Origin of the sequence: Hyphomicrobium sp., from assembly GCF_009026145.1 — a bacterium.
Taxonomy (GTDB): Bacteria; Pseudomonadota; Alphaproteobacteria; order Rhizobiales; family Hyphomicrobiaceae; genus Hyphomicrobium_A.
This window is the reverse complement of the sequence record NZ_WBUE01000005.1, coordinates 153,679-180,598: the sequence shown is the minus strand read 5'-3', so window position 1 is coordinate 180,598 and position 26,920 is coordinate 153,679. Positions and strand designations below refer to the sequence as shown.

The 26,920-nt window shown below is 65.4% G+C and carries 22 protein-coding genes; 14 read left to right on the top strand and 8 right to left on the bottom strand.

The features are described from left to right. Positions 1–48: 48 nt before the first annotated feature. Both F9K20_RS06670 and F9K20_RS06665 read right to left on the bottom strand, forming a co-directional pair. Positions 49–924 (bottom strand): hypothetical protein, encoded by an 876-nt coding sequence (locus F9K20_RS06670; protein WP_290998929.1) that lies wholly within the window; start codon positions 922–924, stop codon positions 49–51. A gap of 176 nt (positions 925–1,100) precedes the next feature. After that, positions 1,101–1,274: a hypothetical protein gene (locus F9K20_RS06665; RefSeq protein WP_290998926.1), complete on the bottom strand. Its 174-nt coding sequence runs from the start codon at positions 1,272–1,274 to the stop codon at positions 1,101–1,103. Between F9K20_RS06665 and F9K20_RS06660 the strand changes: the two genes are divergently transcribed. The 9 genes from F9K20_RS06660 (at position 1,273) to F9K20_RS06620 (ending at position 13,620) form a co-directional block, all read left to right on the top strand. After that, positions 1,273–1,530, top strand: a complete 258-nt coding sequence (locus F9K20_RS06660) for a GlsB/YeaQ/YmgE family stress response membrane protein (protein ID WP_290998923.1) — start codon at positions 1,273–1,275, stop codon at positions 1,528–1,530. The two genes, F9K20_RS06665 and F9K20_RS06660, sit on opposite strands and share 2 nt — an antisense overlap. A 211-nt stretch (positions 1,531–1,741) precedes the next feature. Continuing rightward, on the top strand, positions 1,742–2,041 hold the full coding sequence (locus F9K20_RS06655; protein WP_290998920.1) for a hypothetical protein: 300 nt from the start codon (positions 1,742–1,744) through the stop codon (positions 2,039–2,041). Positions 2,042–2,159: 118 nt separating this feature from the next. Further along, positions 2,160–2,330 (top strand): hypothetical protein, encoded by a 171-nt coding sequence (locus F9K20_RS06650; protein WP_290998917.1) that lies wholly within the window; start codon positions 2,160–2,162, stop codon positions 2,328–2,330. A gap of 181 nt (positions 2,331–2,511) precedes the next feature. Beyond that, positions 2,512–3,789 (top strand): GGDEF domain-containing protein, encoded by a 1,278-nt coding sequence (locus F9K20_RS06645; protein ID WP_290998914.1) that lies wholly within the window; start codon positions 2,512–2,514, stop codon positions 3,787–3,789. Between the two features lie 153 nt (positions 3,790–3,942). Beyond that, positions 3,943–4,245, top strand: coding sequence for a hypothetical protein (locus tag F9K20_RS06640; RefSeq protein ID WP_290998911.1), 303 nt, complete (start codon positions 3,943–3,945; stop codon positions 4,243–4,245). A gap of 324 nt (positions 4,246–4,569) precedes the next feature. Further along, positions 4,570–5,847, top strand: a complete 1,278-nt coding sequence (locus tag F9K20_RS06635) for an NCS2 family permease (RefSeq protein WP_290998908.1) — start codon at positions 4,570–4,572, stop codon at positions 5,845–5,847. 169 nt (positions 5,848–6,016) lie between these two features. Next, positions 6,017–7,348, top strand: a complete 1,332-nt coding sequence (locus tag F9K20_RS06630; protein ID WP_290998905.1) for an efflux RND transporter periplasmic adaptor subunit — start codon at positions 6,017–6,019, stop codon at positions 7,346–7,348. Between the two features lie 10 nt (positions 7,349–7,358). Beyond that, positions 7,359–10,475, top strand: a complete 3,117-nt coding sequence (locus F9K20_RS06625) for a multidrug efflux RND transporter permease subunit (RefSeq protein ID WP_290998902.1) — start codon at positions 7,359–7,361, stop codon at positions 10,473–10,475. A gap of 4 nt (positions 10,476–10,479) precedes the next feature. Further along, a complete protein-coding gene (locus tag F9K20_RS06620) occupies positions 10,480–13,620 on the top strand; it encodes an efflux RND transporter permease subunit (RefSeq protein ID WP_290998899.1) in 3,141 nt (1,046 codons plus the stop codon). 5 nt (positions 13,621–13,625) lie between these two features. On the opposite strand, the gene F9K20_RS06615 is transcribed toward F9K20_RS06620, so the two are convergent. Genes F9K20_RS06615 through F9K20_RS06605 form a run of 3 tightly spaced genes read right to left on the bottom strand, consistent with a single transcriptional unit; the run spans position 13,626 to position 15,658 of the window. Beyond that, entirely contained in the window at positions 13,626–14,411 is a 786-nt protein-coding gene (locus F9K20_RS06615) for a DNA-binding domain-containing protein (RefSeq protein WP_290998896.1), read from the bottom strand. A 26-nt stretch (positions 14,412–14,437) separates the two neighbouring features. Beyond that, positions 14,438–15,340 carry a DUF692 domain-containing protein gene (locus F9K20_RS06610; protein WP_290998893.1) on the bottom strand — a complete coding sequence of 301 codons (903 nt, stop codon included), beginning with the start codon at positions 15,338–15,340 and terminating at the stop codon, positions 14,438–14,440. 45 nt (positions 15,341–15,385) lie between these two features. Next, complete coding sequence (locus tag F9K20_RS06605; protein WP_290998890.1) at positions 15,386–15,658, bottom strand: hypothetical protein; 273 nt, start codon at positions 15,656–15,658, stop codon at positions 15,386–15,388. A gap of 249 nt (positions 15,659–15,907) precedes the next feature. Between F9K20_RS06605 and F9K20_RS06600 the strand changes: the two genes are divergently transcribed. From F9K20_RS06600 to F9K20_RS06580, 5 genes are all read left to right on the top strand, one after another. Continuing rightward, a complete protein-coding gene (locus F9K20_RS06600; RefSeq protein WP_290998887.1) occupies positions 15,908–16,468 on the top strand; it encodes a sigma-70 family RNA polymerase sigma factor in 561 nt (186 codons plus the stop codon). Then, a complete protein-coding gene (locus F9K20_RS06595) occupies positions 16,465–17,103 on the top strand; it encodes a DUF1109 domain-containing protein (protein ID WP_290998884.1) in 639 nt (212 codons plus the stop codon). Before F9K20_RS06600 ends, F9K20_RS06595 begins: the two co-directional genes overlap by 4 nt. 89 nt (positions 17,104–17,192) lie before the next feature. Further along, positions 17,193–17,600, top strand: coding sequence for a DoxX family protein (locus F9K20_RS06590; RefSeq protein WP_290998882.1), 408 nt, complete (start codon positions 17,193–17,195; stop codon positions 17,598–17,600). Positions 17,601–17,816: 216 nt separating this feature from the next. Then, positions 17,817–19,094 carry an efflux RND transporter periplasmic adaptor subunit gene (locus tag F9K20_RS06585; RefSeq protein WP_290998879.1) on the top strand — a complete coding sequence of 426 codons (1,278 nt, stop codon included), beginning with the start codon at positions 17,817–17,819 and terminating at the stop codon, positions 19,092–19,094. A 15-nt stretch (positions 19,095–19,109) separates the two neighbouring features. Continuing rightward, complete coding sequence (locus F9K20_RS06580) at positions 19,110–22,268, top strand: efflux RND transporter permease subunit (protein ID WP_290998877.1); 3,159 nt, start codon at positions 19,110–19,112, stop codon at positions 22,266–22,268. A 4-nt stretch (positions 22,269–22,272) separates the two neighbouring features. On the opposite strand, the gene mgtA is transcribed toward F9K20_RS06580, so the two are convergent. The 3 genes from mgtA to F9K20_RS06565 form a co-directional block, all read right to left on the bottom strand. After that, the gene (mgtA, locus tag F9K20_RS06575; protein WP_290998874.1) at positions 22,273–24,831 is read right to left on the bottom strand and encodes a magnesium-translocating P-type ATPase; all 2,559 of its coding nucleotides are present in this window, start codon (positions 24,829–24,831) and stop codon (positions 22,273–22,275) included. A 73-nt stretch (positions 24,832–24,904) separates the two neighbouring features. Continuing rightward, complete coding sequence (gene bluB, locus F9K20_RS06570; RefSeq protein WP_290998872.1) at positions 24,905–25,561, bottom strand: 5,6-dimethylbenzimidazole synthase; 657 nt, start codon at positions 25,559–25,561, stop codon at positions 24,905–24,907. Further along, positions 25,558–26,865 carry a cobyrinate a,c-diamide synthase gene (locus tag F9K20_RS06565; protein WP_290998869.1) on the bottom strand — a complete coding sequence of 436 codons (1,308 nt, stop codon included), beginning with the start codon at positions 26,863–26,865 and terminating at the stop codon, positions 25,558–25,560. The genes bluB and F9K20_RS06565 overlap by 4 nt, the downstream gene beginning before the upstream one ends. Between the last annotated feature and the right edge of the window lie 55 nt (positions 26,866–26,920).

Genomic DNA, 26,920 nt, shown 5'->3' with positions numbered 1-26,920 from the left:
CTTGAGGAAGACTGCGATCTGGTCCGCCCGAGGAGCTCGGATGTCGTCTCATGGCGCCGGCAGGTCGGGAACCGTGCGCACGCCCATCCCCGCGATGGCCTGATGACTGGTGAGCCTGGTCGACACCCAGCCCGCCGGCGGTATGCCCTTCGCCCACCGCGTGAACTGGCTCCATAGGTCCAATGGCAAGGCGCCCCCGTCGCGGTCCTGCAACGGCGCGCGGTAGGACGCAGAGGTGAACTTGTATTCGACAAAATACGACAACCGCGGAACGCGGAGCTCGACGCCGATAAGGATTTGGCCTGCCGGTCCGACGTACTGATACTCATAGGTGCGCTTGCTGCCCTTGAGCTGCACTTCCGTGTGCGGCAACGCCGCGCCTAATCCAACACCGACATATGGATTGATGAACGAGCCGAGCGATGGCAGCCGGTACAGCAAGTTCAACGTCAGCATGTTGTGACCGTGCGTAAACTCCAGCTTGTGGAATAGCTCGCCGATGGCGGCGGCTGGCGGCAGCGGCTGGCCGTCCTTGGTGCCAGACAATTTCGCTTTCTGCTCGAGCGGCGCATAGGCCTTCGAGTGGGTGAAATCGACCATTGCACCAAACGAACTGCGCCGAAACCAGCGCGCAACGCGCACTCCATAGTAGATCGGATCATCGAACGGCTTACCGAGCCAATCGACACCATGCACCGTCATGTCGGTTCCCGGCCGTTCGATGCGCACATCGCTGGCGTAGGTGTAAGGCGCGCCCCCATAGGCAGCGAACAGGAACTCGTCTCCGCGGTAGCGCACGCGTTCGGAGATTTCGGCACGCGCCGCCCCCGCGGCATCATCGGTACCCGTGCTGGAGTGCGTCTGCGCCAGCAGCATCCGGGCTGGCGTTGCAGGCAGCACCGCAGCGCCGAGAATTGCCGCCATGCCAACGAAGGCAAACACCCGGCTGACAGCGGTGGGATGCGCGCCGGCTTCGTACGCGGGGCTCGCTGCGGACCATGCACGCCTCCCTCGCAGCGAGGGCCATGCGGTTAGGGCGCCGAGTTTCGTCCCCAATGCGATCTCCATTCGAGTGAGAGGCTTAGAACACGTGTAGCTGACTAGGTGAGGCCGCCGCGCGCCACCATAACCAAGATCAAATTGTCGTTGCCGTGGTGACGCATCTTTGCCGGTCCCGTATCCGGCAAGTCACGCAGGCAGAAAAGGTGACGCTGCCACGGCGAGCTTATAGTATCGCCGGTCGAGGCGATTCCCGCTCGGATGGAGAGCAGCATGGAACTTGCACCGATGTCGTTCCTGGGGTGGCTGATCATCGGCGCACTGGCCGGCTGGCTCGCCGGTCGCATCGTCGAAGGCTACGGCTTCGGCCTCGTCGGCAACATCGTCATCGGCATTCTCGGCGCCTGCATCGGCGGCCTCATCCTACCGCAACTCGGCATCGTGCCGGGATCCACTGGCGCCAACTTCCTGGCAGCCACGCTCGGCGCCGTCATCCTGCTGGTGCTGATCGGGCTCTTGCAGCGCCGCTGAGCGGGCTGGGGCGTTACGCGCAGTCAACCTTGTTCCCCCCACGACCGCGACCTTCTGTCAGCGCCGATAATTCTCCATTGGCTGGAACCTGCTGAGGTCGCGCGGGTTGCACCTCCACCGGGAGCGCGCACGCGGCAGCATGACAGCCGCACGCCATGGTGATGGCAGTGGAAAGCGAGCCTGGCGATCGCTTACCATGAAGGAGGATGGAATGAGACTGACAACGGCAACGCTCGAGCGCACGATCCGCAAGTTCGACGCTCAGCCCATTCCCGAAGAGCATCCGCTCGTCGAGAAGCTCAACAGCATGTTCGGGGACCATACATATCTTCTCGGTAGCAGCGGCCTTCATATCGTGGAGCCGACAGGGCGCGCGCAGTCCCAGGCCAACAAGGCGACCGTCATCAAGGTGGCGAGTTGGGAGGACGCGAGCCGGACGAGGCTGCAGCCGCATGAACCCGAGCTTACCGATGTGATTGTCGACCTCGACGAGCCTGGCCCTGCTGACTAGGCCGTATCGAGACTACATGTTTGGTGGCTACGCTGCGCCGAGCCGTCCAGCCGTCGCATTGGAGATCTGTTGGTCGGCCGGAACAGTGCGCCGATGGCTTGGAAAACGGAGGGTACGCATGGGTATCGCGTCCGTCGAGGAGCTGCTTCACCGTTCCAGCGAAAACCGGTCCAACGCCATCCAGGCCGACCGGTCGCAGCTGGCGCTGGAGCTGATTGCCGACACGCTGATCGCGCTGCTGGCTGAAATGAAGAAGCCGCCCGAAAGGCCGGTCACGTCGCTCTCTTAACTCAGATGCGTCCGTGGCGGCTGCACCGCCGCTCGCTTGCCACCTCGCCGGGCGCGTAGCGGGCCGGCGTGCGCCCATTGCCTGCAATTTCACTGAATTTCTAGACAAGCCATAAATGCGCCCTGCGTGAGAATGCTGCCCAGCACAATGATCCGATTGCGGATCGCTGCCTGGGGCACCAATGACCCTCGACTTGCCGACCATCTCCGTCGTCACCTTCTCCGCGACGACAGTCCTCGGGCTCGTGCTGTGCTTCGTTTGGTGGCAGGAGCGGTCGAGCCCGCTCATCGGCTGGTGGGGCGTAGCGCAGCTCGTGATGGCCTCGGGGATCGCCTTCGCCGCGGCCGCTTCGTTCGCCAGCAGCGCGCCACTGTCTGCCTTCGGGCAGGCGCTCATGGTGTTTTCCGCCGCCATCATGTGGATGGCGGCGCGCGAGTTCGAGGGGCGCAGCCTCAACCCGCTTCTGGTGGCTATCTGGCCATGCGGCTTCGTTATCGCCTCCGCTGTCGGCATCGCCGCCACGTTCGACCAGCGCCTCATACTTGCCAGCACCCTGCTCGCCATACTGTTCCTCATGGCCGCCGCCGAGTTTACCCGCCGGGAGGGCGAGCGGCTCGTCTCGCGCTGGCCGGCGATTCTCCTCTTGGTCCTCATGGGAGTCGGCTATCTCGCCTGGATGCCGCTCGCCCTGACGATGCCCATCCATGAGACAAGCCTCGTCTATGCCAGTCGCTGGATGCCGACCGTCGTCCTGATCGCCTTGCTTGGTCGCATTGCACTCGCCTTCGTCGTGCTGGCGATCGTCAAAGAGCGACAGGAGATGCGCCAGCGCCTGTTCGCCCTGACCGATCCGCTGACCGGACTGCCGAACCGCCGCGCCCTGTTCGAAGTCGCGGAGGCCGTCGCCGCACATAGCCAAGAATTCAAGGGCGCGCCCATTTGCGTGATGCTGTTCGACCTCGACCACTTCAAGAAGATCAACGACACCTATGGGCATCGGCTCGGCGACCGGGTGCTGCAGCTGTTCTCCAAGACGCTCATCGATGAGCTCGACAGCGGAAGCACGGTGGGGCGCCTCGGCGGCGAGGAATTCGCCGCCATCCTGCCCGGCACCAAATTGAGCACCGCTGCCACCAAGGCAGAGGGGGTGCGGGCCGCATTTGCGCGCGCGGCTTCCTTCATCGACGGTCTGCCGGTGGGAGGGACCGTCAGCGTCGGTGTCGCCGCGCACGATGACATCAGTTGCGACATTGGCGCGCTCTTTCACCGCGCCGACGGTGCGCTTTATGCCGCCAAGCAGGCGGGCCGCAATCGCGTAGAGGTCATCGGCCCGAACGAGGCGCTGCAGTACGAGGAAACGGAGTTGGATTCCGCCTGGTATGGCGAGCGAGGCCCGCTTTCACCCGCGCAGCACGCAACGCGCCGCTACCGGGGCTCCGGCCCCGCCGACGCGGCTTAGCGGCGGCCGACTTCCGCGGCGAAACACACTTTCCCCCGAATCGAGCTGTCGATGGTCACGCCGGGAGCGGTGCAAACGACGCAGGGCGCCTGCGCGCGCCAACGGTTAGAGTGCGGCGCGCTATGCTGCGGCAGGGAGACGAGGGGGACGACGATGGATGCGGCAACGCTCTACACCGTGATGGCGGTCGGGTCCGGCCCCAAGCGGATGACCACGGAAAGGTTTCCGACCATGGCCATCTGCGAGCGCGCGGCCGAAAAGTTGCGCAAAAGGGCGCCGCTGAAAGCAGCGACGTTCTATTGCGTCAAGCGGAAGCCGGACGCGGGCGAGCGAGCAGCAGCAGCGGCGGCGAGAAGTCGGCCGACGCCTGCGGGGCAAGGGCAGGCACAAGCGCAGGCGCAGGCACCCGTGGGGATGCCGCGCGACTTCTTCTCCGGAACGACGCCGAAGCAGTAGAGCTGCCCTGCCGCAAACGCGGCGCTTGCGGCTTGCCAACGATTTCTGTCCAAGCTAGATCCCCGACGCCATGATGATGTTCGCTCACTTCGCCTCGACCTTCTTCCTCGCCTGACCGGCAGCGCTCGCCAACGCGAGCCGGAGGAGCGGCGCACCCAGCGCCACAAGGTCAAATGCCGGCCGTACCCAGATCGGGCACGATGAGCCGGCGAATACATGCGAGCGAACCAATGCCAACTTCACGCGACACGACGCGCGGCGGCCATCTTTCCGCCGGGCCGTCGCCCCGCTAAGACAGGACCTCGACCAAAGCCGGGGGGCGGCATGTTCAAGCTGGCAGAAAACGGCACCAACGTCGGGACCGAGCTTCTGGCCGGCCTGACGACCTACATGACGATGGTCTACATCGCCTTCGTCAACCCGGCGATGCTCGCCGAGACGGGCATGGACAGAGGTGCGGTGTTCGTCGCCACCTGCCTTGCCGCGGCGTTCGGCTCGGCACTGATGGGGCTCTACGCCAACTTCCCGGTGGCGCTGGCGCCGGGCATGGGGCTCAACGCCTACTTCACCTACTCGGTGGTGAAGGGAATGGGCGTGCCATGGGAAACGGCGCTCGCCGCGGTGTTCGCCTCCGGCGTGCTGTTCCTCATCGTCAGCGTCACGCCAATTCGCCAGTGGATCATCGACAGCATCTCCAAATCGCAGAAGCTCGCCATCTCGGTTGGTATCGGCTTCTTCCTCGCCGTCATCGGGCTCCAGGGGGCTGGGCTGATCGCCGGCGACCCGGCGACACTCGTCAAGCTCGGCGATCTCAAGTCGCCCGCCGTTGCCATCGCCGTCGCCGCGTTCATCCTCATGGCGGCGCTGGATGCGCGCAGGATCCACGGCGCCATCCTCATCGGCATCCTCGCCGCCTATGCCGCAGGCCTGGTGCTGGGCCTCGCCACCTTCTCCGGCGTCGCCTCGCTGCCGCCCTCGATCGCACCGGTATTCCTGAAGATGGACCTTGGCGCGCTGCTGAACGTCGCCATGGTCCCCGTCGTGCTGACGCTCTTCTTCGTCGTCCTCTTCGACAACACCGGCACGCTCATCGGCGTCGCTCGCGCCGCCGGAATGATGCAGCCCGACGGCAGCCTGCCGCGCATCGGCCAGGCACTGGCCGTCGATTCCACTGCGACCATGGCCGGCGCCGCGCTCGGCACCTCGACGACCACCAGCTACATCGAAAGCGCCGCCGGTGTGAATGCGGGCGGCAGAACGGGGCTCGTCGCCGTCACCGTGGCCGCACTGTTCCTGGCAACGCTCTTCTTTGCCCCTCTGGCCGGCTCGATCCCAGCCTTCGCCACCGCTCCCGCGCTCATCTTCGTCGGCTGCCTAATGATGGCCGGCGCGCGGGATATCGATTTTGACGACGCCACCGAGTACATCCCGGCAGCGGTAACCATTATTGCCATGCCACTCACGTTCTCCATCGCCGACGGCATCGCCTTCGGCTTCGTCGCCTATGCGGGAACGAAGCTCCTGGCCGGCCGCTGGGCCGAGTTGCCCATTGCCGTCAGCGTGCTGGCAGGCCTGTTTATTTTGCGCTTTGCGTTGCTTTGAGATTTCTGCACCACGCACAACGTCGAGGCCTCTGTTACAAATAGGTTGTAGGGACGGCTCCCCCGGGGGCGACGGCTTTTAGCCCTATCGTCCGTTTTTGCTCCCGGACGCCGCAGTGTTGCCGCTTTGCGGCCGCTGGTCTGGGCCGGCTTGGGTCAGGAACCGCAGGGTGAAAAAGTTCTTCAAATCGGTGTTCGCAGTCCTCGTCATCGGGGCGATCACCGCGGCGGCCGTCTATTTCACCCAGGGCGGCGACCAGTCCCAGCGCGGACGCCGATGGGCGCGCGCGGATGGACCGGTCCCGGTCGTGGCGACACAAGCCAAGCTGGCCGACGTCCCGGTGTGGCTCGAGGGCGTCGGCTCGGCGAAGGCACGCAACACGGTGACGGTGCGCCCGCAGGTCGACGGCAAGATCCTGTCGATCAACTTCAAGGAAGGGCAGGAGGTGAAGCAGGGCGACCTGCTCGCCCAGATCGATCCCGTCACCTTCCAAGCGCAGCTCGACCAGGCCATCGCCAAGAAGGCGCTCGACGAGAGCCAACTCGCCAACGCACGGCGCGACTTGGAGCGCTACACCCAGCTTTCCGCCAACGTCATCGCGGCGAAGACCGTCGACACCCAACGCGCGCTCGTCACCCAGCTCGAGGCACAGATCAAAGCGGACGAGGCGGCAATCGAGAATGCGCGCGCCGTGCTCGGATACGCCAGCGTCGTGGCGCCAATCTCCGGGCGCACCGGTATGCGGCTGATCGACGTCGGCAACCTGGTGCGCGCCTCGGAGGGCGGCATCGTCGTGATCACGGAAGTGCAGCCGATCTCCGTGCTGTTCACCCTGCCGCAGCAGGACCTACCCGAGATCAACAGGGCGGTGGCCAAGCGCGCGCTCAAGGTCGAGGCGCTGGAGACCGATTCCAAGAACGTGCTCGACGCCGGTGAGCTGCAGGTCATCGACAACCAAGTCGATCAGACGACCGGCACCATCCGCCTCAAGGCTGATTTTCCCAACAAGGAACTGCAGCTCTGGCCGGGGCAGTTCGTCAACGTGCGCCTGTTGCTCGACACGCTGGAGCAGGTCGTCGTCGTGCCTACATCTGCGGTGCAGCGCGGCCCTGATGGCGCATTCGTGTATGTCGTCGGCAGCGACAACAAGGTCGCCGTGCGCAATGTCGCCGTCGCGCAGCAGGACGATAGGCTCGTCGTCGTCAGTAAAGGCGTGACGTCGTCCGAGCTCGTCGTGACGACCGGCTTTGCCCGCCTGAAGGACGGCGCCGAGGTCAGCGTGAGCGCGCCCGAGGACGCCAAGCCGGCAGCCTCCTCCGCCGCCGGAACCCCGCAGGCGAATGCCGGGAAGGCTTCCGCCGCCGATACCGCCTCGATCGATGCCGCGACGCCCGCGGTGGCCATGCCCCTGCGCCCGGAGGGGCGCAAACGCGGCGAAGGGCGGCGCGGCGACGGTAAGCGCAGGAGGGAAGCCGGCAATCCGCCCGGCGCCACGCAATGAGCGTCGCCCGATGAGTGTCTCTGGCCCCTTCATCACGCGGCCGATAGCGACCTCGCTGCTCGCTTTTGCCACCGTGCTCGGCGGCGCCCTCGGCTACTTCTGGCTTCCCGTCTCGTCGCTGCCGCAGGTCGACTTCCCCACCATCCAGGTGTCGACCCAGCTCCCCGGCGCCAACCCACAGACCATGTCGACGCTGGTCACCGCCTCGCTCGAGCGCGAGCTGGGGCAGATCCCAGCCCTGTCGACGATGACGTCGACAAGTTCCTACGGGCTCAGCCAGATCACCCTGCAGTTCAATCTCGGCCGCGACATCGACGCCGCCGCCCAGGACGTGCAGTCGGCGATCAACGCTGCTGGCTCGACCCTACCGCGCAACCTGCCGTATCCGCCGACCTACTCGAAGGTCAATCCCGCCGACGCGCCCATCGTCACCCTGGCGATCACCTCCGATATCGTGTCGATGCGCGAGCTCAGCGACCTCGCCGATACGCTCATCGCCCAGCGGCTATCCACCGTCACGGGCGTCGGACACGTGTCGGTGGAGGGCGGCATCCGGCCGGCGGTGCGCATCCAGGCGGACGTAGCGCGGCTAGCGTCTTATGGCTTGAGCATTTCCGACCTCAATAGCGCCATCACCTCCGCCAACGTCTCCGGACCGAAGGGGTCTCTCGACGGCCCGCACCAGAGCTATACCATCGCCGCCAACGACCAGATCGCCTCGGCCGAAGCCTATCGCGAGATCGTCGTCGCCTACCGCAACTCCGCGCCGGTGCGCCTCAAGGACGTCGCCGAGGTAACCGAGGGGCTCGAGAACGCGCGCGTCGGTGGCTGGTACCAGGGCACTCCCGCGGTGATCATCGACGTGCAGCGCCAGCCGGGCGCCAACGTCATCGAGACCGTCGACCGCCTCAAGGGCGAGCTGCCGCGCATCGAGCGCGCCCTACCGACGAGCGTCAAGCTGACGCTCGTGCACGACCGCACTGATACCATCCGCGCCTCCATCCACGACGTGCAGTTCACGCTGGTGCTCAGCGTGGCCCTGGTCGTCATGGTAGTGCTGGTGTTCCTGCGCTCGGGGCGCGCCACAATCATCGCCGGCGTGGCGCTGCCGGTGTCGCTCATCGCCACCTTCGCGGTGATGTACTTCTGCGGCTTCAGCCTCGACAACCTGTCGCTGATGGCGTTGACCATCGGCACCGGCTTCGTGGTCGACGATGCGATCGTCATGATCGAGAACATCGTGCGCCATCTCGAAAAGGGTGAGAAGCCACTGCGCGCGGCCCTCGATGGCGCGCGCGAGATCGGCTTCACGGTGATCTCGCTGACGCTGTCGCTGGTCGCCGTGTTCATCCCGCTCTTGTTCATGACCGGCCTCGTCGGCCGCATGTTCCGCGAGTTCGCGCTGACGCTGACCATAGCGGTCGTCGTCTCCGCCGTCGTGTCGCTGACGCTAACGCCGATGATGGCAGCCAGGCTGCTGAAGCATCATCCCGAGGCGCGCGCCAACTGGATCGCACGCGCGTTCCACTGGGTGTTGAACGCGGTCGTCGAAGGTTATCGGCGCAGCTTGGAGTGGGTGCTGCGCCACCAGCCGGCGACGCTCGTCGTCACAGCGCTGACGCTGGTCATCACCATCTGGTTGTACATCATCATCCCCAAGGGTTTCCTACCCGCGCAGGACACCGGCCTCATCACCGCCGTGCTGGAAGCCGAGCCGCAGGTTTCGTTCACCGAGTTGAGCCGTCTGCAGGCCGAAGTGACCGCGGCGGTGCGAAAGGATCCCGCCGTCGCTGGAGTCGTTTCTGTCGTCGGGGTCGGCCAGCTCAACCCCACGCCCAACGTCTCGCACCTGAAGGTCACGCTGAAGCAGCGCCGAGAGCGTGAGCTGCTGGTGGCCGACGTCGTCGACCGTCTGCAGCGCGCGGTGTCGACGATTCCCGGCGTCACCGTCTACTTCCAGCCGGTGCAGGACGTGCAGATCGCCACGCGATCGAGTCGCGCGCAATATCAGTACACGCTCGTCAGCACGAACGCGGCGGAGGTGGCGGAGTGGACGCAGAAGCTCGCCGCCGAGCTCGCCCGCTCGCCGGCGCTGAGCGACGTCAACCTCGAGACGATGAGCACCGGCCTTAGGACGCGCATCGACGTCGATCGCGAGGTGGCGGGCAGGCTCGGCGTCACGGTGCAGGCAGTGTCGGATGCGCTCAATGATGCCTTCGGACAGCGACAGGTGTCGACCATCTATGCGCAGGCGAACCAGTATCGCGTGGTGCTGGAGGCGTTGCCGCAGTTCCGCAGCGATCCCTCGCGCCTCAACCGCCTCTACATACCCTCGTCCAACGGCTCGCAGGTACCGCTGACGGCCATCGCCAAGATAACCCACACCACGGCGCCGCTCGCCGTCAGCCATCAGGACCAGTTCCCGGCCGAGACGATCAGTTTCAATCTCGTGCCCGGCGCAGCGCTGAGCGACGCCGTATCGATCATCAGCGCTGCCGAGGCGGCCATCGACATGCCGGCCTCGGTGACCGGCAGCTTCTTCGGCGATGCGAGCGAGTTTGCCTCGTCACTGCACAGCCAGCCGTGGCTCATCCTCGCCGCCATCGTGACCATCTACATCGTCCTCGGCGTGCTCTACGAGAGCTTCGTCCACCCCTTCACGATTTTGACGACGCTCCCCTCGGCCGGCATCGGCGCCCTGCTCGCGCTGATGTATACCGGTCTCGATCTGTCGCTGGTGGCGCTGATCGGCATCGTGCTGCTGATGGGCATCGTCAAGAAGAACGCCATCATGATGATCGACTTCGCACTCGACGCCGAGCGCGAGCGCGGCCTTTCCCCGCGCGAGTCCATCGTCGAGGCGGCGCTGCTGCGCTTCCGCCCGATCATGATGACGACGCTCGCCGCTCTGTTCGGTGCCCTGCCGCTGGCTGTCGAGAACGGCGTCGGCTCGGAGCTGCGCAACCCGCTCGGCATCACCATCGTCGGCGGCCTGCTCTTGAGCCAGTTGCTGACCCTCTACACGACGCCCGTCATCTATCTTGCCATGGAACGCCTGCGCGCCCGCATCTCCGGTGCCGCGGCGCCGGCTCAGCAGACGAGCGGCGTCAACATTCCGGCCGAGTAGCGCCATGAACTTCTCGGCCCCCTTCATCCTCAGACCGATCGGCACGACCCTGCTCGCCGCCGGGCTGTTTCTGCTCGGTGCGACGGCGTATTTCGAGCTGCCGGTGGCCAGCCTTCCTGCCGTGGACTTCCCCACGCTGCGCGTGCAAGCCAGTCGCCCCGGCGCCGATCCGCAGACCATGGCGGCGACCATCGCCGCGCCCATCGAGCGCCGACTGGGCGAGATCGCCGGCGTCACCGAGCTGACCTCGGTGAGCTCGCAAGGCTCGGCCAGCATCTCCGTGCAGTTCGACCTCTCGCGCGACATCGATGGTGCCGCCCGCGACGTGCAGGCGGCACTCAACGCCGCCGCCGCCGACCTGCCGGGCGACCTGCCGGAGGTGCCGACGTTCCGCAAGTACAATCCTTCGGCAGCTCCGGTGCTCATCCTCGCCATGACGTCGAAGAGCATGACTCCGAGCGCCATCTACGATGCCGCCGATACGGTCGTTGCGCAGCGCATCTCGCAGGTACCGGGGGTCGCGCAGGTGGAGGTTACCGGCGCCGAGCAGCCGGCAATCCGCGTGCGCGTCAACCCGACGCTGCTCGCCTCCATGGGCCTCAGCATGGAGGAGGTGCGCAGCGCCATAGCTGCCGCCAATGCTGTGGCACCGGTCGGCGTCGTCGATGGCGACAGGCAGACGATGACCATCGACACCAACACGCAGCTGCGTGATCCAAAGGACTACGGCGCCATCGTCCTGAAAACCAGCGCCGGCAACGTCGTGCGTCTATCGAGCGTCGCGAGCGTCGAGCACGGGTCACGCAACACGCGCTCGATCGCCCTGTTCGATCGGCAGCCGGCGGTGCTGCTCATCATCCGCAAGCAGCCCGAGGCGAACGTTCTCGATACGGTCGACGGGGTAAAGGCGCTGCTCCCAAACCTGCAGCGCTGGATACCGGCGGGCATCGAGATTCAGGAGCTCACCGACCGTACGAAGACGATTCGCGCCAGCGTGCACGACATGCAGTTCACGCTCCTGCTCGCCATCGCACTCGTCATGATGGTGGTGTTCGTCTTCCTCCGGCGCATGACCCCGACCGTTGCCGCCGGCGTCACCGTGCCGTTGTCGCTTGCCGGCACCTGTGCGGCAATGTGGCTGCTCGGGTTCTCGATCAACAACCTGACGCTGATGGCCTTCGCCATCGCCGTCGGCTTCGTCGTCGACGACGCCATCGTCATGCTGGAGAACATCCACCGCAACATCGAGAAGGGCATGGCGCCGATGCGGGCGGCGCTCATCGGCGCGCGCCAGATCGGGTTCACGGTCATCTCCATAAGCGTGTCGCTGATCGCCGCCTTCATCCCGGTGCTGTTCATGGGCGGCGTCGCCGGGCGCATGCTGCGCGAGTTCTCGGTGACGCTGGTCGTCGCCATCGCAGTGTCGGTCGTCGTTTCGCTGTCGGTCACACCGATGCTCTGCGCGCATTATCTCAAAGCCGAGAAGGACGGCATACGCACGCGCTTCGACCGCATGGTCGAAGGCATCCTCGGCGCGATGGTGTCGATCTATGCGCGCACCCTGCGCGTCGCCTTGCGCCACCAGGCCGTGACGCTGTTCTCGCTCGTCTGCGTTATTGTGCTCACGGCCCACCTCTACGTGCAGATCCCCAAAGGCCTGTTCCCGGAGGACGATACCGGCCTCATCATCGGATCGACCGAGGCCTCAGCGGACATCTCCTTCGAGGCGATGTTGAAGCTGCATACGCAGGCGCTCGACATCATCCTAAGCGACCCGGCCGTGGAGCACGTCGGCTCGTCGATCGGTGGCTCCGGCCGCGGCCCGGGCGGCAGCGGGTCCAACCGCGGGCGCATGTTCATCAATCTGAAGCCGCTCGATGAACGCTCCAGCATGTCGACGACGCGGGTGATCAACCGCATGCGGGACAAGCTCGCCAACATCAATGGACTGGAAGTGCGCATGTTCGCCTCGCGCGACATCCGCGTCGGCGCGCGCCAGGGCAATTCGCAGTACCAGTACACGCTGTGGGACCCGGACCTCGACGAGCTCAACGAATGGGCCCCGAAGGTGCTCGAGCGCATGAAGCAGATCCCCGGCATCGTCGACGTGTCGACCGACCGGCAAGCGGGCGGCTTGCAGCTCGACGTCAAGATCGACCGCGATGCGGCGGCGCGCCTCGGCGTGCGCATTACCGATATCGATAGCGCGCTGAACAACGCCTTTTCGCAACGGCAGATATCGACCATCTACGCGCAGCGCAATCAGTATCGCGTCATTCTCGAGGTCGACCCGCGCCTGCAGCGCGACCCCTCCGACCTGCAGAACATCTATGTGCCGAGCGTCAACGGCGGCGCACAGGTACCGCTGACCGGCATCATACGCATTGCACACGGCACGTCGCCGCTGGTGGTCAACCACCAGGGACCGTTCCCCGCCGTCACCTTGAGCTATAACCTCGCTCCGGGGAACACGCTCGATCAGGCATTGCGGGACATCGATCAGGCGATGGCCGAAATGCACGTCCCCGCCGGGCTGCGTGGCGAGACGGCCGGCGATGCCCGCGCCTTCGCCGAGCAGGCCTCGCAACAGCCGCTGCTGATCCTCGCCGCCCTGATCGCCGTCTACATCGTGCTCGGCGTTCTGTATGAGAGCTTGGCGCATCCGCTGACGATCATCTCGACGCTGCCCTCGGCGGGGCTCGGGGCGCTTCTGGCGCTCTACGGGGCCGGCATGGAGCTGTCGATGACGGCCCTGATCGGCGTCATCCTGCTCATCGGCATCGTGAAGAAGAACGGCATCATGTTGGTGGACTTCGCCCTCGACGGCGAGCGCCAACGCGGACTGAAACCCGCGGTCGCCATCTACGAGGCGTGCCTGGTGCGCTTCCGTCCCATCCTCATGACCACGCTCGCGGCGCTGCTCGGTGCCATCCCCTTGGCGATCGCCGTAGGCCCCGGCTCGGAGATCCGCCGGCCGCTCGGCATCACCATCATCGGCGGCCTGATCGTCTCCCAGATGCTCACCTTGTATACGACACCGGTGATCTACCTGCTGCTCGACCGGTTGCACCGCCGTCTCGGCGGCGCCGCTCGTCCAGAGGCGGATGCCATCGCGACGGGCGAGCCTTCCGTGCAGCCACGCTGATCGGCTCAGGCGGCCGGGGCAATCACGCGGCTGAGCAGTCCCGTCTCCAGCCACGTTTTCAGAATGCCCGCTGCCCGCGCCGGCGCCGTCTCGGCCATGTCGAACACCGCCATCATCTGGCAGACGTCGCCGAAATTGGTGCCTTCCGCGGTCAGCTGCCACATCATTGCCTCCTCGGCGGAGAGCTCGCGGAACATCGCCGTGGCGCCCTGCCGCCAGACTAGGATTCGCACCGGGGCGGGAAGCACTACAGGCACCGGCGGCTCGGCATCTGCCTTCAGCGCCATCCATATGGCGCCGGCATTGGTCGAGGCTTCGAGACAGATCGCCGACGGGTGCACGACAAAGGCGAGCTCCGACCAGGCGCCGACGGGAATGGCGGCGAGATCGCAGACGCCGAGCGCCACCGCATCGTCCGCGTCGAATGCATCGTTGAGCGCCCGCTCGAGCGCAGCAAGCTCGGCCAGCACGGGCTGTTGCGCAAAGGGCGCCGTCGTGCGCAGGAACTCCGGCAGCCGGTGCGAGAACCAGCGCGCATTGGGGTTATGCGAGGGATTGGCAGCGATGTAGCCGCGCGCCATGGCGGCAAATTCGAGCTCTCCCAAATAGCGGCGCAAATGCTCGTGATCGTTGCCGACCACGTCGATCAAGCGCAGCACGTAGGCGTCGCGGTAGACCTTGAGAAGATTGTCTTTCGACTCGCGTGCACCGTCAGTGAGATTCTCGAGGATGGCGTCGTTGTCCTCGAGGATGGCGCGCTGGAACCGGTCCTGAAAGTCTTTGAGCTTCAATGGTATCTCCAGCTGGGCGCCGGCGCTCAGGCGGCAGGGTGCGCAACAGCTGGCCCGAGAACCGCGCCGGCGATCGAGCGCGCGTGCCCCAGCTCCTGCATCAGCTCTGGGAGCGGCGGGATATGATCGTCACGCTCGATCATCGTCGACACCGGGCCGAAACGGCGCAGCGCCGCCGCGTAAAGATCCCATACCTCGCCGCGCACCGGATGATCATGCGTGTCGACGACATAGTTCACCATGTCGCTGTGCCCGGCGAGATGAAACTGGATGACTCTGTCGGCTGGGATGCCGTTGAGGAAATCCATCGCGTCATAGCCGTGGTTGAAGGCGCTTACGTAGACGTTGTTGACATCGAACAAGAGCCAGCAGCCCGTGCGGCGCGCCAATTCGGAGATGAACTCCCACTCCGACATCTCCGAGCGGTTGAATTGCACGTAGGTGGATACGTTCTCCAGGCACAGGGCGCGGCCGATGCGCTCCTGAACGTGGTGGACGCGCGCGACGACATGATCGAGCGCTTCACGCGTGTAAGGGATGGGAAGCAGATCGTGCAGATTGACACCGTGCACGCCGGTCCAGCACAGGTGGTCGGAAATCCATTTTGGCTCGACGCGCTTGGCCAACGCTACGAGACCATCGAGATAATCCTCATCGAACGGCGCCGTGGAGGCTATTGACATCGACACGCCGTGCATGACGACGGGGTAGCGCGCGGCGATGCGGTCGAGAATGGCAAGCGGCTGGCCGCCGCGAACCATGAAGTTTTCGGAGATGACCTCGAACCAGTCGATCTCCGGGTCGCCATCGAGAATGTCGGCATAGTGCTGCGTGCGCAGACCGAGACCGAAGCCGAGGTATGGCGGCTTGGCAGCGGCCGAAGGTTGAGCTGGGCAGCCCGCCGTTGCCGACGTTGAACCCTCTGTCATGCGAATGCCCATGGCGGCCCAGCTCCCTGTTTCCTGCTGCCGGGATTAGCTCTTCATCGGCTCGAACTTGGCGCCTTCAACCTTCTCGCATTCTTCCTTGGTCATCTCGGTGAAGCCTTTGCCCTTGCAGGCGTTCTGTCCGGCGCAGGCATTAGCTGCAGTCTTGCAGGCACTCTGCCCCTTGCAGGCATTGGCTCCCATGCAGTGTCCCTTTTCGCCGGCGGCCATCTGCATCGGGGCGCTAACCGCCGTGCCGGCGATCAGCAGGGCAGCGGCAGCGGCGGCAATAGCTGCACCTGAGTTGATATCGATCTTCATGTTGGTTCTCCGATCCTGACGAGAAGTTGCACTATGCGGTCAAAAAGCGACCGGTGTGCGGAGCCGATAATGCTTCGAATCCCCACATCGTTGCCCAAGCCGCCGCTGCCTGATACGGAAGTTCAGGCGGGAGAGTTTCGAGATCACGATCTTGTGTTGACTTGGCAAGTGAACAGGCCTTGAAGACCGAAAATCCGCCTCCCGTGTAACGCCACGGCATCGAAGGGCGAACAGCTTACGAGGAGCTTAGTGGCTCAAGCGCAACGTGAGGAGGAGTGGGCTGCCCTGATGCGGGCGGCGATGGAGGGCGACGGAGCGGCCTATCGGACGCTGCTTCTTTCGCTGTCCCACAGCCTGCGTTCGGCGGTGCGCCGGGGTTTCTCCCAAGCCGGCGCCCCGCTCGGCGATGTCGAAGATGTCGTCCAGGAGACCTTGCTGGCACTGCATCTCAAGCGCAATACGTGGGATCCGTCCCAGCCGCTCGGCCCGTGGGTCCGCGCGATTGCCCGTCACAAGCTGATTGACGCACTGCGTCGGCGCGGACGTCGCATCCAGGTTCCCATCGAAAGCGTTCTCGATACCTTGGCCGTCGAGGAGGACAACAGTGGTGTGGACCGACATGATGCCGAACGGCTCGTCGCGGGGTTGCGCGGGCGCCAGCGTGACGTCGTGCGCGCCATCAGTCTCGAGGGGCAGTCGATCCGCGAGGTGGCCCAACGCTTACAGATGAAGGAAGTCGCGGTGCGCGTTGCGCTGCATCGCGGCCTCAAGGCGCTCGGCGCCCTACACCGGAAAGACGAAGACGAATGAAGACCGACGACCTGATCTCTGCCATTGCAGCCGATGCCGCGGCGCCACGTGCGCCCATCGGCCGAACCGTATGCCTCGGTGCCGGGCTGGCGGTTGTCACTGCGGCCATCGTGTTTGCCGCTCTGCTGCCGATGCGTCCGGATATGGCAGTAGCGCTCGGTGATGCGCACTTTCTCTTCAAGTGGGCGTTCACACTGACCTTGCTGTTGACGGCCATGGCGCTGATCATGCGACTGGCGCGCCCAGAGAAGGTACCCGGGCTTCAATTGCTCATACTGCTTGCGGCACCCCTGGTGCTCGCCCTGGGGGTCGCCAGCGAGTTGCTTGCACTGCCCTCATCCGAGTGGATGCCGACGATGGTCGGAACGAACGCTTGGGGCTGCATGATCTTCATCCCAATCCTGTCGGCCGTGCCGCTTGTGGTACTGATCATTGCCCTGCGGCAAGGCGCACCGGCACGCCCGGCGCTCACCGGTGCCGTGGCTGGCCTCGCCGCGGCCGGCATGGCGGCGACCTTCTATGCGATGCACTGCCAGAACGACAGCCCACTGTTCCTCGCTGCCTGGTACGTATTGGCCACGGCCATAGTGGTAACCGCCGGATCCCTGCTCGGCGCGCGGCTGCTGCGCTGGTAACGGCAGTCGCCATTCCCGATTGAGCCAGTTAGCGGAGCCCGCTAGGCTCGCTTCCGTAAAGGAAGACCGACGGGACCGGGGAACGCCATATGACGCGAGCAGAACTCGAGACGGTGTGGGCGCAGCGCCTGCTGGGCGTGCTGCGCATCGTGGCGGCCATCCTTTTCATTGAGCACGGCACGCAGAAGCTGCTGGGCTTCCCGCCCTCCGAGCGCCCCATGCCGGAGCTGTTCACGCTGCTATGGTTCGCCGGCTTCCTCGAGCTGGTCGGCGGGCTGCTCGTCTTGCTCGGTCTGTTCACCCGCCCGGTCGCCTTCGTCCTGAGCGGCCAAATGGCCGTTGCCTATTGGATGGCGCACGCCCCGCAGAGCCCCTTTCCGGCCCTCAACGGCGGCGATGCGGCGATCCTCTTTTGCTTCATCTTCCTTTACCTGGTGGCAGCGGGCCCCGGCGCCTTCAGCATTGATGCCGCCCGCGACGGAAAAGCCGTAGCCTGAACGTTCAATAGCGCGCCCAGGCGTCCGTATTGGCGGGGCGAAACCAGCGTCTCCGGGCACTCCAATCCAAACTTGGGGCGCTCGCAAACTCGCTTGAAAGACAGCGATATGCATGCCGATTTACCTTTGACCGGGTAAGCTGGCCGGGCCTTAACCGCTACACGCGGTTCACCGTGGCTGCGCGATGCGGCGCGCAGCGCAAGTTCGAGAGCTGTAATGCGTCCGAGCTATATCGTTCTGGCCCTCGTTGTGGCCGCCGCAGCGATCGTGGCGGCACTCGGGCCGATGCGCGGGCGCAGCATCGAAGCCGGTATCGAGGATCTGCGCGGCGCTTTCAAATCGACCTTGGCTCGCCTCGGCGGCGGGGCCGCAAGATCGACAGGCTCGCCGCCAGCGATGCAACCTCCCGAGCTAACGGTCAGCCGCCCCGCCAGCCGCAACGTCATCGAATGGGACGAGTACACCGGCCGCTTCGACGCTGTGGAGGCGGTCGATGTGCGCGCGCGCGTTTCCGGCTACCTAACCGAAGTGAAGTTCACCGACGGCGAAGACGTGAAGGCCGGCGACCTTCTATTCACGATCGACCCGCGTCCCTTTGAGCGCGCACTCGATCAGGCCAAGGCGCAACTCAACCAGGCCAAAGTGAGCGTCAGCAATGCCAAGCTGGACGTGGAGCGCGGCCGGCCACTCTTGAAGAGCGAGCACATCTCCAAGAAGGCATTCGATGATCGCGAGAACCTGCTACGCGACGCCGAGGCGCTGGTGAAGATTGCCGAAGCACGCGTCAAGGCGGCGGAGCTGGAGTTGAGCTTCTGCCGTATCACGGCGCCGATCTCGGGGCGCATCAGCCGCACGCTGGTGACACCCGGTAACTTCGTCAGCGGCGGGGGAACCGACCGCGCCTCCACCATCCTCACCACCATCGTCAAGCAGGACCCGATCTACATCTACTTCGACGTCAGCGAGAACAATGCGCTGAAATACCAGCGCATCTCGCAATCGAGCGGCAAGGGCGCCAGCGGCATCATCGGCGCCGCCGTCGGCATCGGGCTGCCCGACGAGAGCGGCTTTCCGCACGATGCCAAGCTCGACTTCCTCGAGAACCGGCTCGACCAGGACACCGGAACGCTGCGCGCCAGAGCCATCCTGCCCAACCATGACCGCTTCTTCTCGCCGGGCATGTTCGCGCGTGTGCGCCTGCAGGGTTCGCCGGAATATACCGCGCTGCTGCTGCCCGACGAGGCGATCGGCACCGACCAGGCCAACCGCTTCGTCTACGTCGTCGGCGACGACAACATTCCGGTCCGGCGCACGGTCGAGCTCGGGCCGATCGATGGCGGCCTGCGCGTGATCCGCAAGGGCCTCGACCCCGGCGACTGGGTAATTCTGCGCGGCCAGCAGCGCGTGAAGGAGGGGCATAAGATCGTGCCGCGCCGCGCCCCGCTCACGGTATCGGATGCAGCAAGCGACGCCGGCGCGCAGACCAAGCCTTGAGGCAGCGGGCACACCATGCGCTTTAGCCATTTCTTCATCGCCCGCCCGATCTTTGCTTCGGTCATCTCGTTGGTCATTCTGATCGTCGGCTCGATCGCCTATCTGACGCTGCCCGTTGCGCAGTTCCCCGAGATCGTTCCGCCCACGATATCGGTCAACGCCTCCTATCCCGGCGCCAACGCCGTCACGGTCGCTGATACCGTTGCCTCGGTCATCGAGCAGGAGGTGAACGGCGTCGAGGACATGATCTACATGTATTCCCAGTCGACCGACGACGGGAACATGCAGCTCAGCGTTACCTTCGATATCGGCACCGACATCGATAAGGCTCAGGTGCTGGTGCAGAACCGCGTCTCGGCGGCAGAGCCGCGCCTGCCGGAGGAAGTGCGCCGCAACGGCATCACCGTCAACAAGCGAACGCCCGACCTTCTATTGGTCGTGCACCTCGTCTCCCCCAACGGAACCTATGACCAGGTCTATACCTCCAATTACGCGCTGCTCAACGTGCGCGACGAGCTGGCGCGCATTCCCGGCGTCGGGGAGGTCTCCCTGTTCGGCGCGCGCGAATATTCGATGCGCATCTGGCTCGATCCGGAACGTATCGCACTGCGCGGCATGACCGCTGACGAGGTGCTCGCCGCCCTGCGCGCGCAGAATCTGCAGGTCGCCGGCGGCGCGCTCGGCCAGCCGCCGCAGCCCGACATGGGTGCCTTCCAGCTCTCTCTGCAGCTAAAAGGGCGACTTCTGCAGCCAAGCGAGTTCGAGAACATCGTGTTGAAGACCGGCCAGGATGGCCGCGTCGTGCGCGTGAAGGACGTCGGCCGCGTCGAGCTCGGCGCCTTGAACTACACGACCTACGGCTATCAGGACGCTTACCCGGCAACGGTGCTGATCGTCACGCAGCAGCCCGGCTCCAACGCCATCGACACGGCAAACGCCATCAAAGCCGAGATGCAGCGCATCTCGCAGCGATTCCCCAAGGACCTCGAATACCGCATCATCTATAACCCGACGGATTTCATCGAGTACTCCATCGCCGAGCTGTACATCACCATCCTCGAGGCGGTGGCCTTGGTCGTCATCGTCGTGCTGCTGTTTCTGCAAACGTGGCGGGCGACGATCATCCCCCTTGTCACGATCCCCGTATCGCTGATCGGCACTTTCGCGGTGATGCAGGCACTCGGCTTCTCCATCAACATGCTGACGCTGTTCGGCCTGGTGCTCGCTGTCGGCATCGTCGTCGACGACGCCATCGTCGTGGTCGAGAATGTCGAGCGCAAGCTGCGCGATGGCCTGCGGCCGGTCGAGGCGGCGCGCGTGACGATGGACGAGGTCGGCACGGCGTTGATCGCCATTGCCCTGGTGCTCACGGCCGTGTTCGTGCCGACGGCCTTCATCGGCGGCATCACCGGACAGTTCTACCGACAGTTCGCCGTCACGGTGGCGACGGCGACGATCATCTCGGCCTTCAACTCGCTCACCTTGAGCCCGGCTCTGTGCGCGACCCTGTTGAAGCCGCACGATGCGCACCGCAATGAAAGTCTGCTGATGCGGCCGGTGCACACCGGCTTCCGGCTGTTCAACCGCGGCTTCGACAAGCTGGCGCTCGGGTACGGTGCACTCGTGCAACGGGTGATCGCGGTGGCACCGCTCATGCTGGCGGCCTACGCTCTGCTGCTCGGCGCAGCCGGCTGGCTCTTGATGCACACGCCGGCCGGCTTCATCCCAAAGATGGATCGCGGCCTGCTCATCGTTTCGTTGCAACTCCCGCAGGGGGCCTCGCTGGCGCGCACCGATGAGGTCGTCCGGCGCGCCAACGCCATGATCATGGAGGTCCCCGGCGTCGCCCATACATCCGCCTACACAGGGCGCTCCGGGTCGACCTTCTCCAACGCGGCAAACGCGGGCGCGATCTTTGTCGTTGTCGACGAGCCGGCCAAACGGCTCCCGAAGGGGCTGACGGTAGAAAAGATCTCCGAGCTCGTTACGGCGCGCCTCAACGGCATCGAGGAATCGAAGACCGCGGTGTTCATCCCGCCGCCGGTGCGCGGCATGGGCGGCCAGACCGGCTTCTCGATGCGGCTGCAGAACCGCGCCAACCTCAGCCCGAGAGAGTTCGAGAAGATCGCCAACGACTTCATCGCCGCCGCCAACGAAACGCCCGGCATCAAGAACGTGTTCACCACCTTCTCCACGGGGACGCCACAGCTGTACGTAGATGTCGACCGCGACAAAGCGCAGATGCTGAAGGTGCCGCTGGAATCCATCTTCGAGGCGCTGCGCGTCTATCTCGGCTCGGCCTACGTCAACGACTTCAACATGTTCGGCCGCACCTACCGCGTGACGGCACAGGCAGACTCCGCATTTCGCGTGCAGCCCGACAACGTGGCGCGCATCCGCGTGCGCAACGAGATGGGGCAGATGGTGCCGCTGGGCAATCTCGTCACCTTCCGCAACATTGCCGGCCCCGACCGCATGCCGCGCTACAATCTGTTCCCCACCATCGAGGTGAACGGCGCCATGGAGCCGGGCATCAGCACCGGTCAGGCACTGCAGCTCATCGCCGATCTCGCCAAGCGCGAGCTGCCCGACGGCGTGACCTACGAATGGACCGACTTGTCCTATCAGGAGGCGAAGGCCGGCAGCACCGGCTACTACATCTTCGCTTTGTCGGTCGTGTTCGTCTTTTTGGCGTTGGCGGCGCAGTTCGAGAGCTGGTCGCTGCCGCTCGCCATCATCCTCATTGTGCCGATGTGCCTCTTGAGCGCGCTGTTCGGCGTCAGCTTGCACGGGCAGGATATCAACATCCTCACCCAGATCGGCTTCATCGTGCTCATCGGGTTGGCGGCCAAGAATGCGATCCTGATCGTCGAGTTTGCGCGCCAGCTCGAGGACCGCGGGCGCGATACCGTGTCGGCGGCGGTCGAGGCCGCCAAGCTCCGCCTGCGACCCATACTCATGACCTCGCTCGCTTTCACGCTCGGTGTCGTGCCGCTCTATATCGCGACCGGCGCCGGCGCCGAGATGCGCATCGCGCTCGGCACCGGCGTGTTCTGGGGCATGATCGGCGTGACGCTGTTCGGCCTCGTCTTCACGCCGGTCTTCTACGTGGTGATCCGGCGCCTTTCGACGCGCCGCCGCGGCACCACCGGTGTCACCGCGCCAGCGGAGTGACGGCTCAACCCAGGCGTCGCGATGGCTCGGCATAGAACAGCCGCTTCGCGATCTCGGTCACCGCAGCATACAGCGCGACGATGGCAAGAGCCGACAACAGCAGATGTGCGGGAAGAGGAACGAAGCCGAAGCCGCGCGCGGCGAAGTCCACGAACGGTAGGCAGACAGCGATCACCGAGATGGTCGCCGCCGAAGCCACCAGCAGGCGGCTGGGACGGCTCTGCCAGACCGGCAGATGGGTCCGCAACACGAGCAGCGCGGCGAGCTCGGTCAGCAGCGAAACGACGAACCAGGTTGTCTGAAACAGCGGCTCTGATGCGTCGAACACCTCGAGCAGCAACGCGAAAGTGAGCAGATCGAACGCCGTGCTCATGAGGCCGAATACCAGCATGAACCTCCGAATGCTGCCGATGTCCCAGCGCTGCGCATGCTGAGTTGCTCCGCGGTCGACGTTGTCCGTCGAAAGCGCCACCGCGGGGATGTCCGACAAAAAGTTGTTCATGAGTATCTGCTTGGCCAGCAACGGCAGGAACGGCACGATCAGCGTCCCCAACGCCATGCTGATCATGTTGCCGAAGTTGGCGCTGGTAGTAATGGCGACGTACTTGAAGGTATTGGCGAAGGTGCGCCGGCCATCGAGCACGCCGACTCTCAGAACATTCAGGTCGCGCTGCAGAAGAACGATGTCGGCGCTTTCACGCGCCACGTCCACGGCCTGATCGACGGAGATGGCGACATCGGCAACGTGCATGGCGGGCGCATCGTTGATGCCATCCCCCATGTACCCGACGGCATGGCCGCGGTGCTGAAGAGCGCGCACGATCCGTTCTTTCTGCTGCGGGTCGAGCTCGGCGAATACATCCGTCGTCTCGGCAAGGTGCCACAACGCTTCGTCGTTCGTCTCGGTGAGTTGTCGTCCCGTCAGTATGCGTGCGCCGCCGAGCCCGATCGACTTGGCGACGTGCTCCGCGACATGACGGTTATCGCCGGTGATGATCTTGACGCCTATGCCCAGCCGCGAAAGGTCGGTGAGCGCGTCCTGAATGTCCTCTTTCAGGGGGTCGAAGAAGAGCAGAAAGCCTTCAAACGTCATGTCGCTCTCATCGGCCCGGGTGTAGGCGGGCTGTGCCTGTATGCGCCGGCTGGCCAGGCCGAGCACGCGGTAGCCCTCGGCGCCTCGCGCCTCGTAAAGGGCTTGCAGCCCAGCGAGCAGCGCCGCATCGAATTCGCGGCCGACAGGGCGGCCTGCCACTTCCTTGCAACAGGAAATCACGTTGTCGAAAGCACCCTTGGTGAGCATCAAATGCGTGCCGTCGGGCTTGCCGTCGTCGACGACGATGGTGAGACGCTTGCGTAGGAAGTCGTAGGGTATCTCGTCGACCTTGCGCACATCGCTCGTTCCGACCCCACGCCGCCGCGCTTTTTCGACGATGGCCGCATCGAGCGGGTTCTCGATGCCAGTCTCCAGGCAAGAGTTGATAGCGGCGTAGCGGAAGACGAGGTCGGATGGCGAGCCCCCCGGATCGAGGCTCGAGGTCAACTCGACCACTCCGCGCGTCAGCGTCCCCGTCTTGTCGGTGCAAAGTACGTCGATGCTGCCGAGATTCTCGATTGCCTCCAGCCGGCGCACGATGACACCGCGCTTGCTCATGCGCCGGGCTCCGGCCGACAACGTCACGCTGACGATTGCCGGCAGAAGTTCCGGGGTGAGTCCGACCGCAAGCGCCACGGCGAACAGCAGCGAGGCAACCAGGGGGCGGTCGAGCAGTAGGTTCACAGTGATGACGAAAATAACGATGCCAGTCATGATGCGCGTCAGCATGTAGCCGAAGCGGCGTACGCCCCGTTCGAAGTCCGTCACCGGCTCGGCATCGGCGAGGCGCCCCGCGATGGCAGCGAACTCGGTGTTTCGCCCGGTGCGCGTCACCAACACCCGGGCGGTTCCACTGCGCACCGAAGAGCCGAGAAAGACCGCGTTGCTGCGCTGCTGCAGCGCCGAATTCGGAACGCTGAGACCAGGTGCCTTTTCGACTGGGAACGATTCGCCCGTCAGCGCTGCCTGGGAGACAAGAAAATCGCGCGCGGCGATAACGACACCGTCGGCCGGAACGATATTGCCGGCCGACAGCAGGAGCACGTCACCCGGCACGACCTTGCGCGACTCGATCGTGCACGTTCGGCCACCACGCAGCACCTTGACGCGCAGCGCCAGCCTGTCGCGCAATCGCTTCAGCGCTTCGGAGGCGCGGTATTCCTGCGCAAATCCGAGCAGCGTGCTGCCAAAGACGATGGCAAGGATGAGCAACGCATCCGTCCAATCGCCGAGGGCCAGGGAGACCAACGCGCCAAAGATGAGGATGAGGACCAGCGGGCTCTGGTATTGGCGGAAAAGGAGGGCGGCCACGCCGGCGCTCCTTTGCTCAGCTACGCGGTTCTCGCCGAACCGGACAACACGCCGTATTGCATCTTCCTGTGCCAGCCCGGAACCGGAGGTGGCGAGCTCCGCGAACAGCTCCGCCTGGCTCTGCGACCAATAGGGCTTCGTGGGACGGCGAGATGTCATTGGTCGGCACCCGGAGCAGCCTCGCAATCAAGGCTGAAAATAGCCACTCACGCCCCAGCCCCTTTGTCCGAGGTCAACGGCGCAGGATCAGCGTCCCCATGTCGATGCGCTGCTGCCAGCCGTGGCGCTCGAGCTCGGGGTCGAGATGCTCCTCGGCGGGCCAGCCGATGCACAGATAGGCGACGAGCTTCCAGGCTTCCGGCACGTCGAGCATGGCAGTGATGGCATCCGGCTCGATGATCGACACCCAGCCGACCCCGAGCCCATGCGCGCGCGCGGCGAGCCACAGCGTCTGAATGGCGCCGACGACGGAATAGCGCAGCGTCTCCGGCATGGTGCGGCTGCCGAGGCCGGCACCCGCTGCCGTATCCTCGTCGGCCAATACGGCGAGATGCACGGGCGCGGCTTCCAGGCCTTCCAGCTTCAGCTTGGCATAGAGGCCGCGCCGCTCTCCGGCATAAGCTGTCAGCGCCTCGGCATTGGCGCGGGCGAAAGAGGCGCGCACGGCGTCCCGCCGCTCTGCGTTTTCCACCAACACGAAACGCCATGGCTGGCTGAAACCGACCGAAGGCGAGCGCGCCGCCAGCTCGATCAGCGATAGGACGAGGGCCGGATCGACGGGGTCGGGCCTGAAGCGGCGCACGTCGCGCCGCCAGTGGATGAGATCGCGCAAGCAGGCGCGGAAGGCCTCATCGAAACGCGGCGGCGTGCCTGTGCGATCGCCGGTCATGACGCGGCGTCGATGACGTGAAAGAAGGTGCCGGTGACGGCGCCGCGGCGCGAGCCTTGCTCGGCCACGGGCGTCCCCGCGCCATCGCAAATTTCGGCGAGCGGCTCGTCCGGGTTGGCCAGCAGGCTTGCGAAGTGGAACTCGTGCCCGACGAGTTCGGCGCCCGATGCGTGCAGGCGTGCGCGCCGGTAGCCGAGATGCATGCGCGGCGAGGCGAACGAGGTTTCGGCGCCGAGCAGCCCAAGCATTTCGTGGCGTGCGCCCTTCGAATCCTCCAAGCCAGTCCCCAGCACCATGTAGCCGCCGCATTCGCCGTGGATCGCCACCCCGCGCGCGGCGGCAGCGTGCATGCCGGTGCGAAAGCGCTGCGCTTGGGCGATGGCTTCCGCATGCAGCTCAGGGTAGCCGCCGGGGAGCCAGACCGCGTCGCAATCGGCTGCCGGCGTTTCATCGGCGAGCGGCGAGAACGGGACGATCTCGGCCCCCGCTCGGCGCCAGCCGGCGAGGATATGCGCGTACGTGAAGGAGAAGGCGCGGTCCTGAGCGAGTGCAATACGCTGACCCGGCGGGGGCAGCCCCGTTGGCTCAGCGGTTGGTGCGAGGCGCAGCGGGCGCGCGGAGGCAAGCAGCGCTTCGAGGTCGATACCCTGGCTTATCGTATCGGCGATAACGTCGAGACGCTGATCGAGTGTCAACGTCTCGTCAGCCTGCACCAGGCCGAGATGGCGCTCGGGCATCACCACGCCGGAGCGCCGCTGCACCGCCCCGAGGACCGGCATGCCGATGCGGGCCATCGGCGCGGCGATCAGCGCCGCATGCCCCGGACCGCCGACCATGTTGAGTATGACGCCGGCGAACGCGACGTCGCGGCGGTAGGTCTTCAGACCGAGAGCCACGGCCGCGGCGGTTTCCGCCTGCGCGCCGACGTCGAGCACCAACACGACCGGCCAGCCGGTGAGCGCTGCCAGATCGCCGGTAGAGCCATCGCCGCACGCTCCGCGCGTGCCGGCGCCGTCGAACAGGCCCATCACGCCTTCGGCGAGGCAGACTTCAGCCCCGACCGCCGTGCTGTGCAGCAGGTGCGCAATGAAGTGCCGGCGCATGGCCCAGGTGTCGAGATTGAAGCTCGTGCGCCCGGCGGCGGCGCTGTGGAAGCCCGTATCGATATAGTCGGGGCCGCACTTATAGGGCTGCACGGCGACGCCGCGGCGGCGCAGGGCGCGCAATAGGCCGAGGGTCACCGTCGTCTTGCCGACGCCCGATGCGGGCGCCGCGATGATCAGGCCGCGCGGGATGGCGGACATCGGCTGTGGCCCGGATGGTGCGGCACCAAAGGCCTAAGCCCCGGAGCCGGTTGCG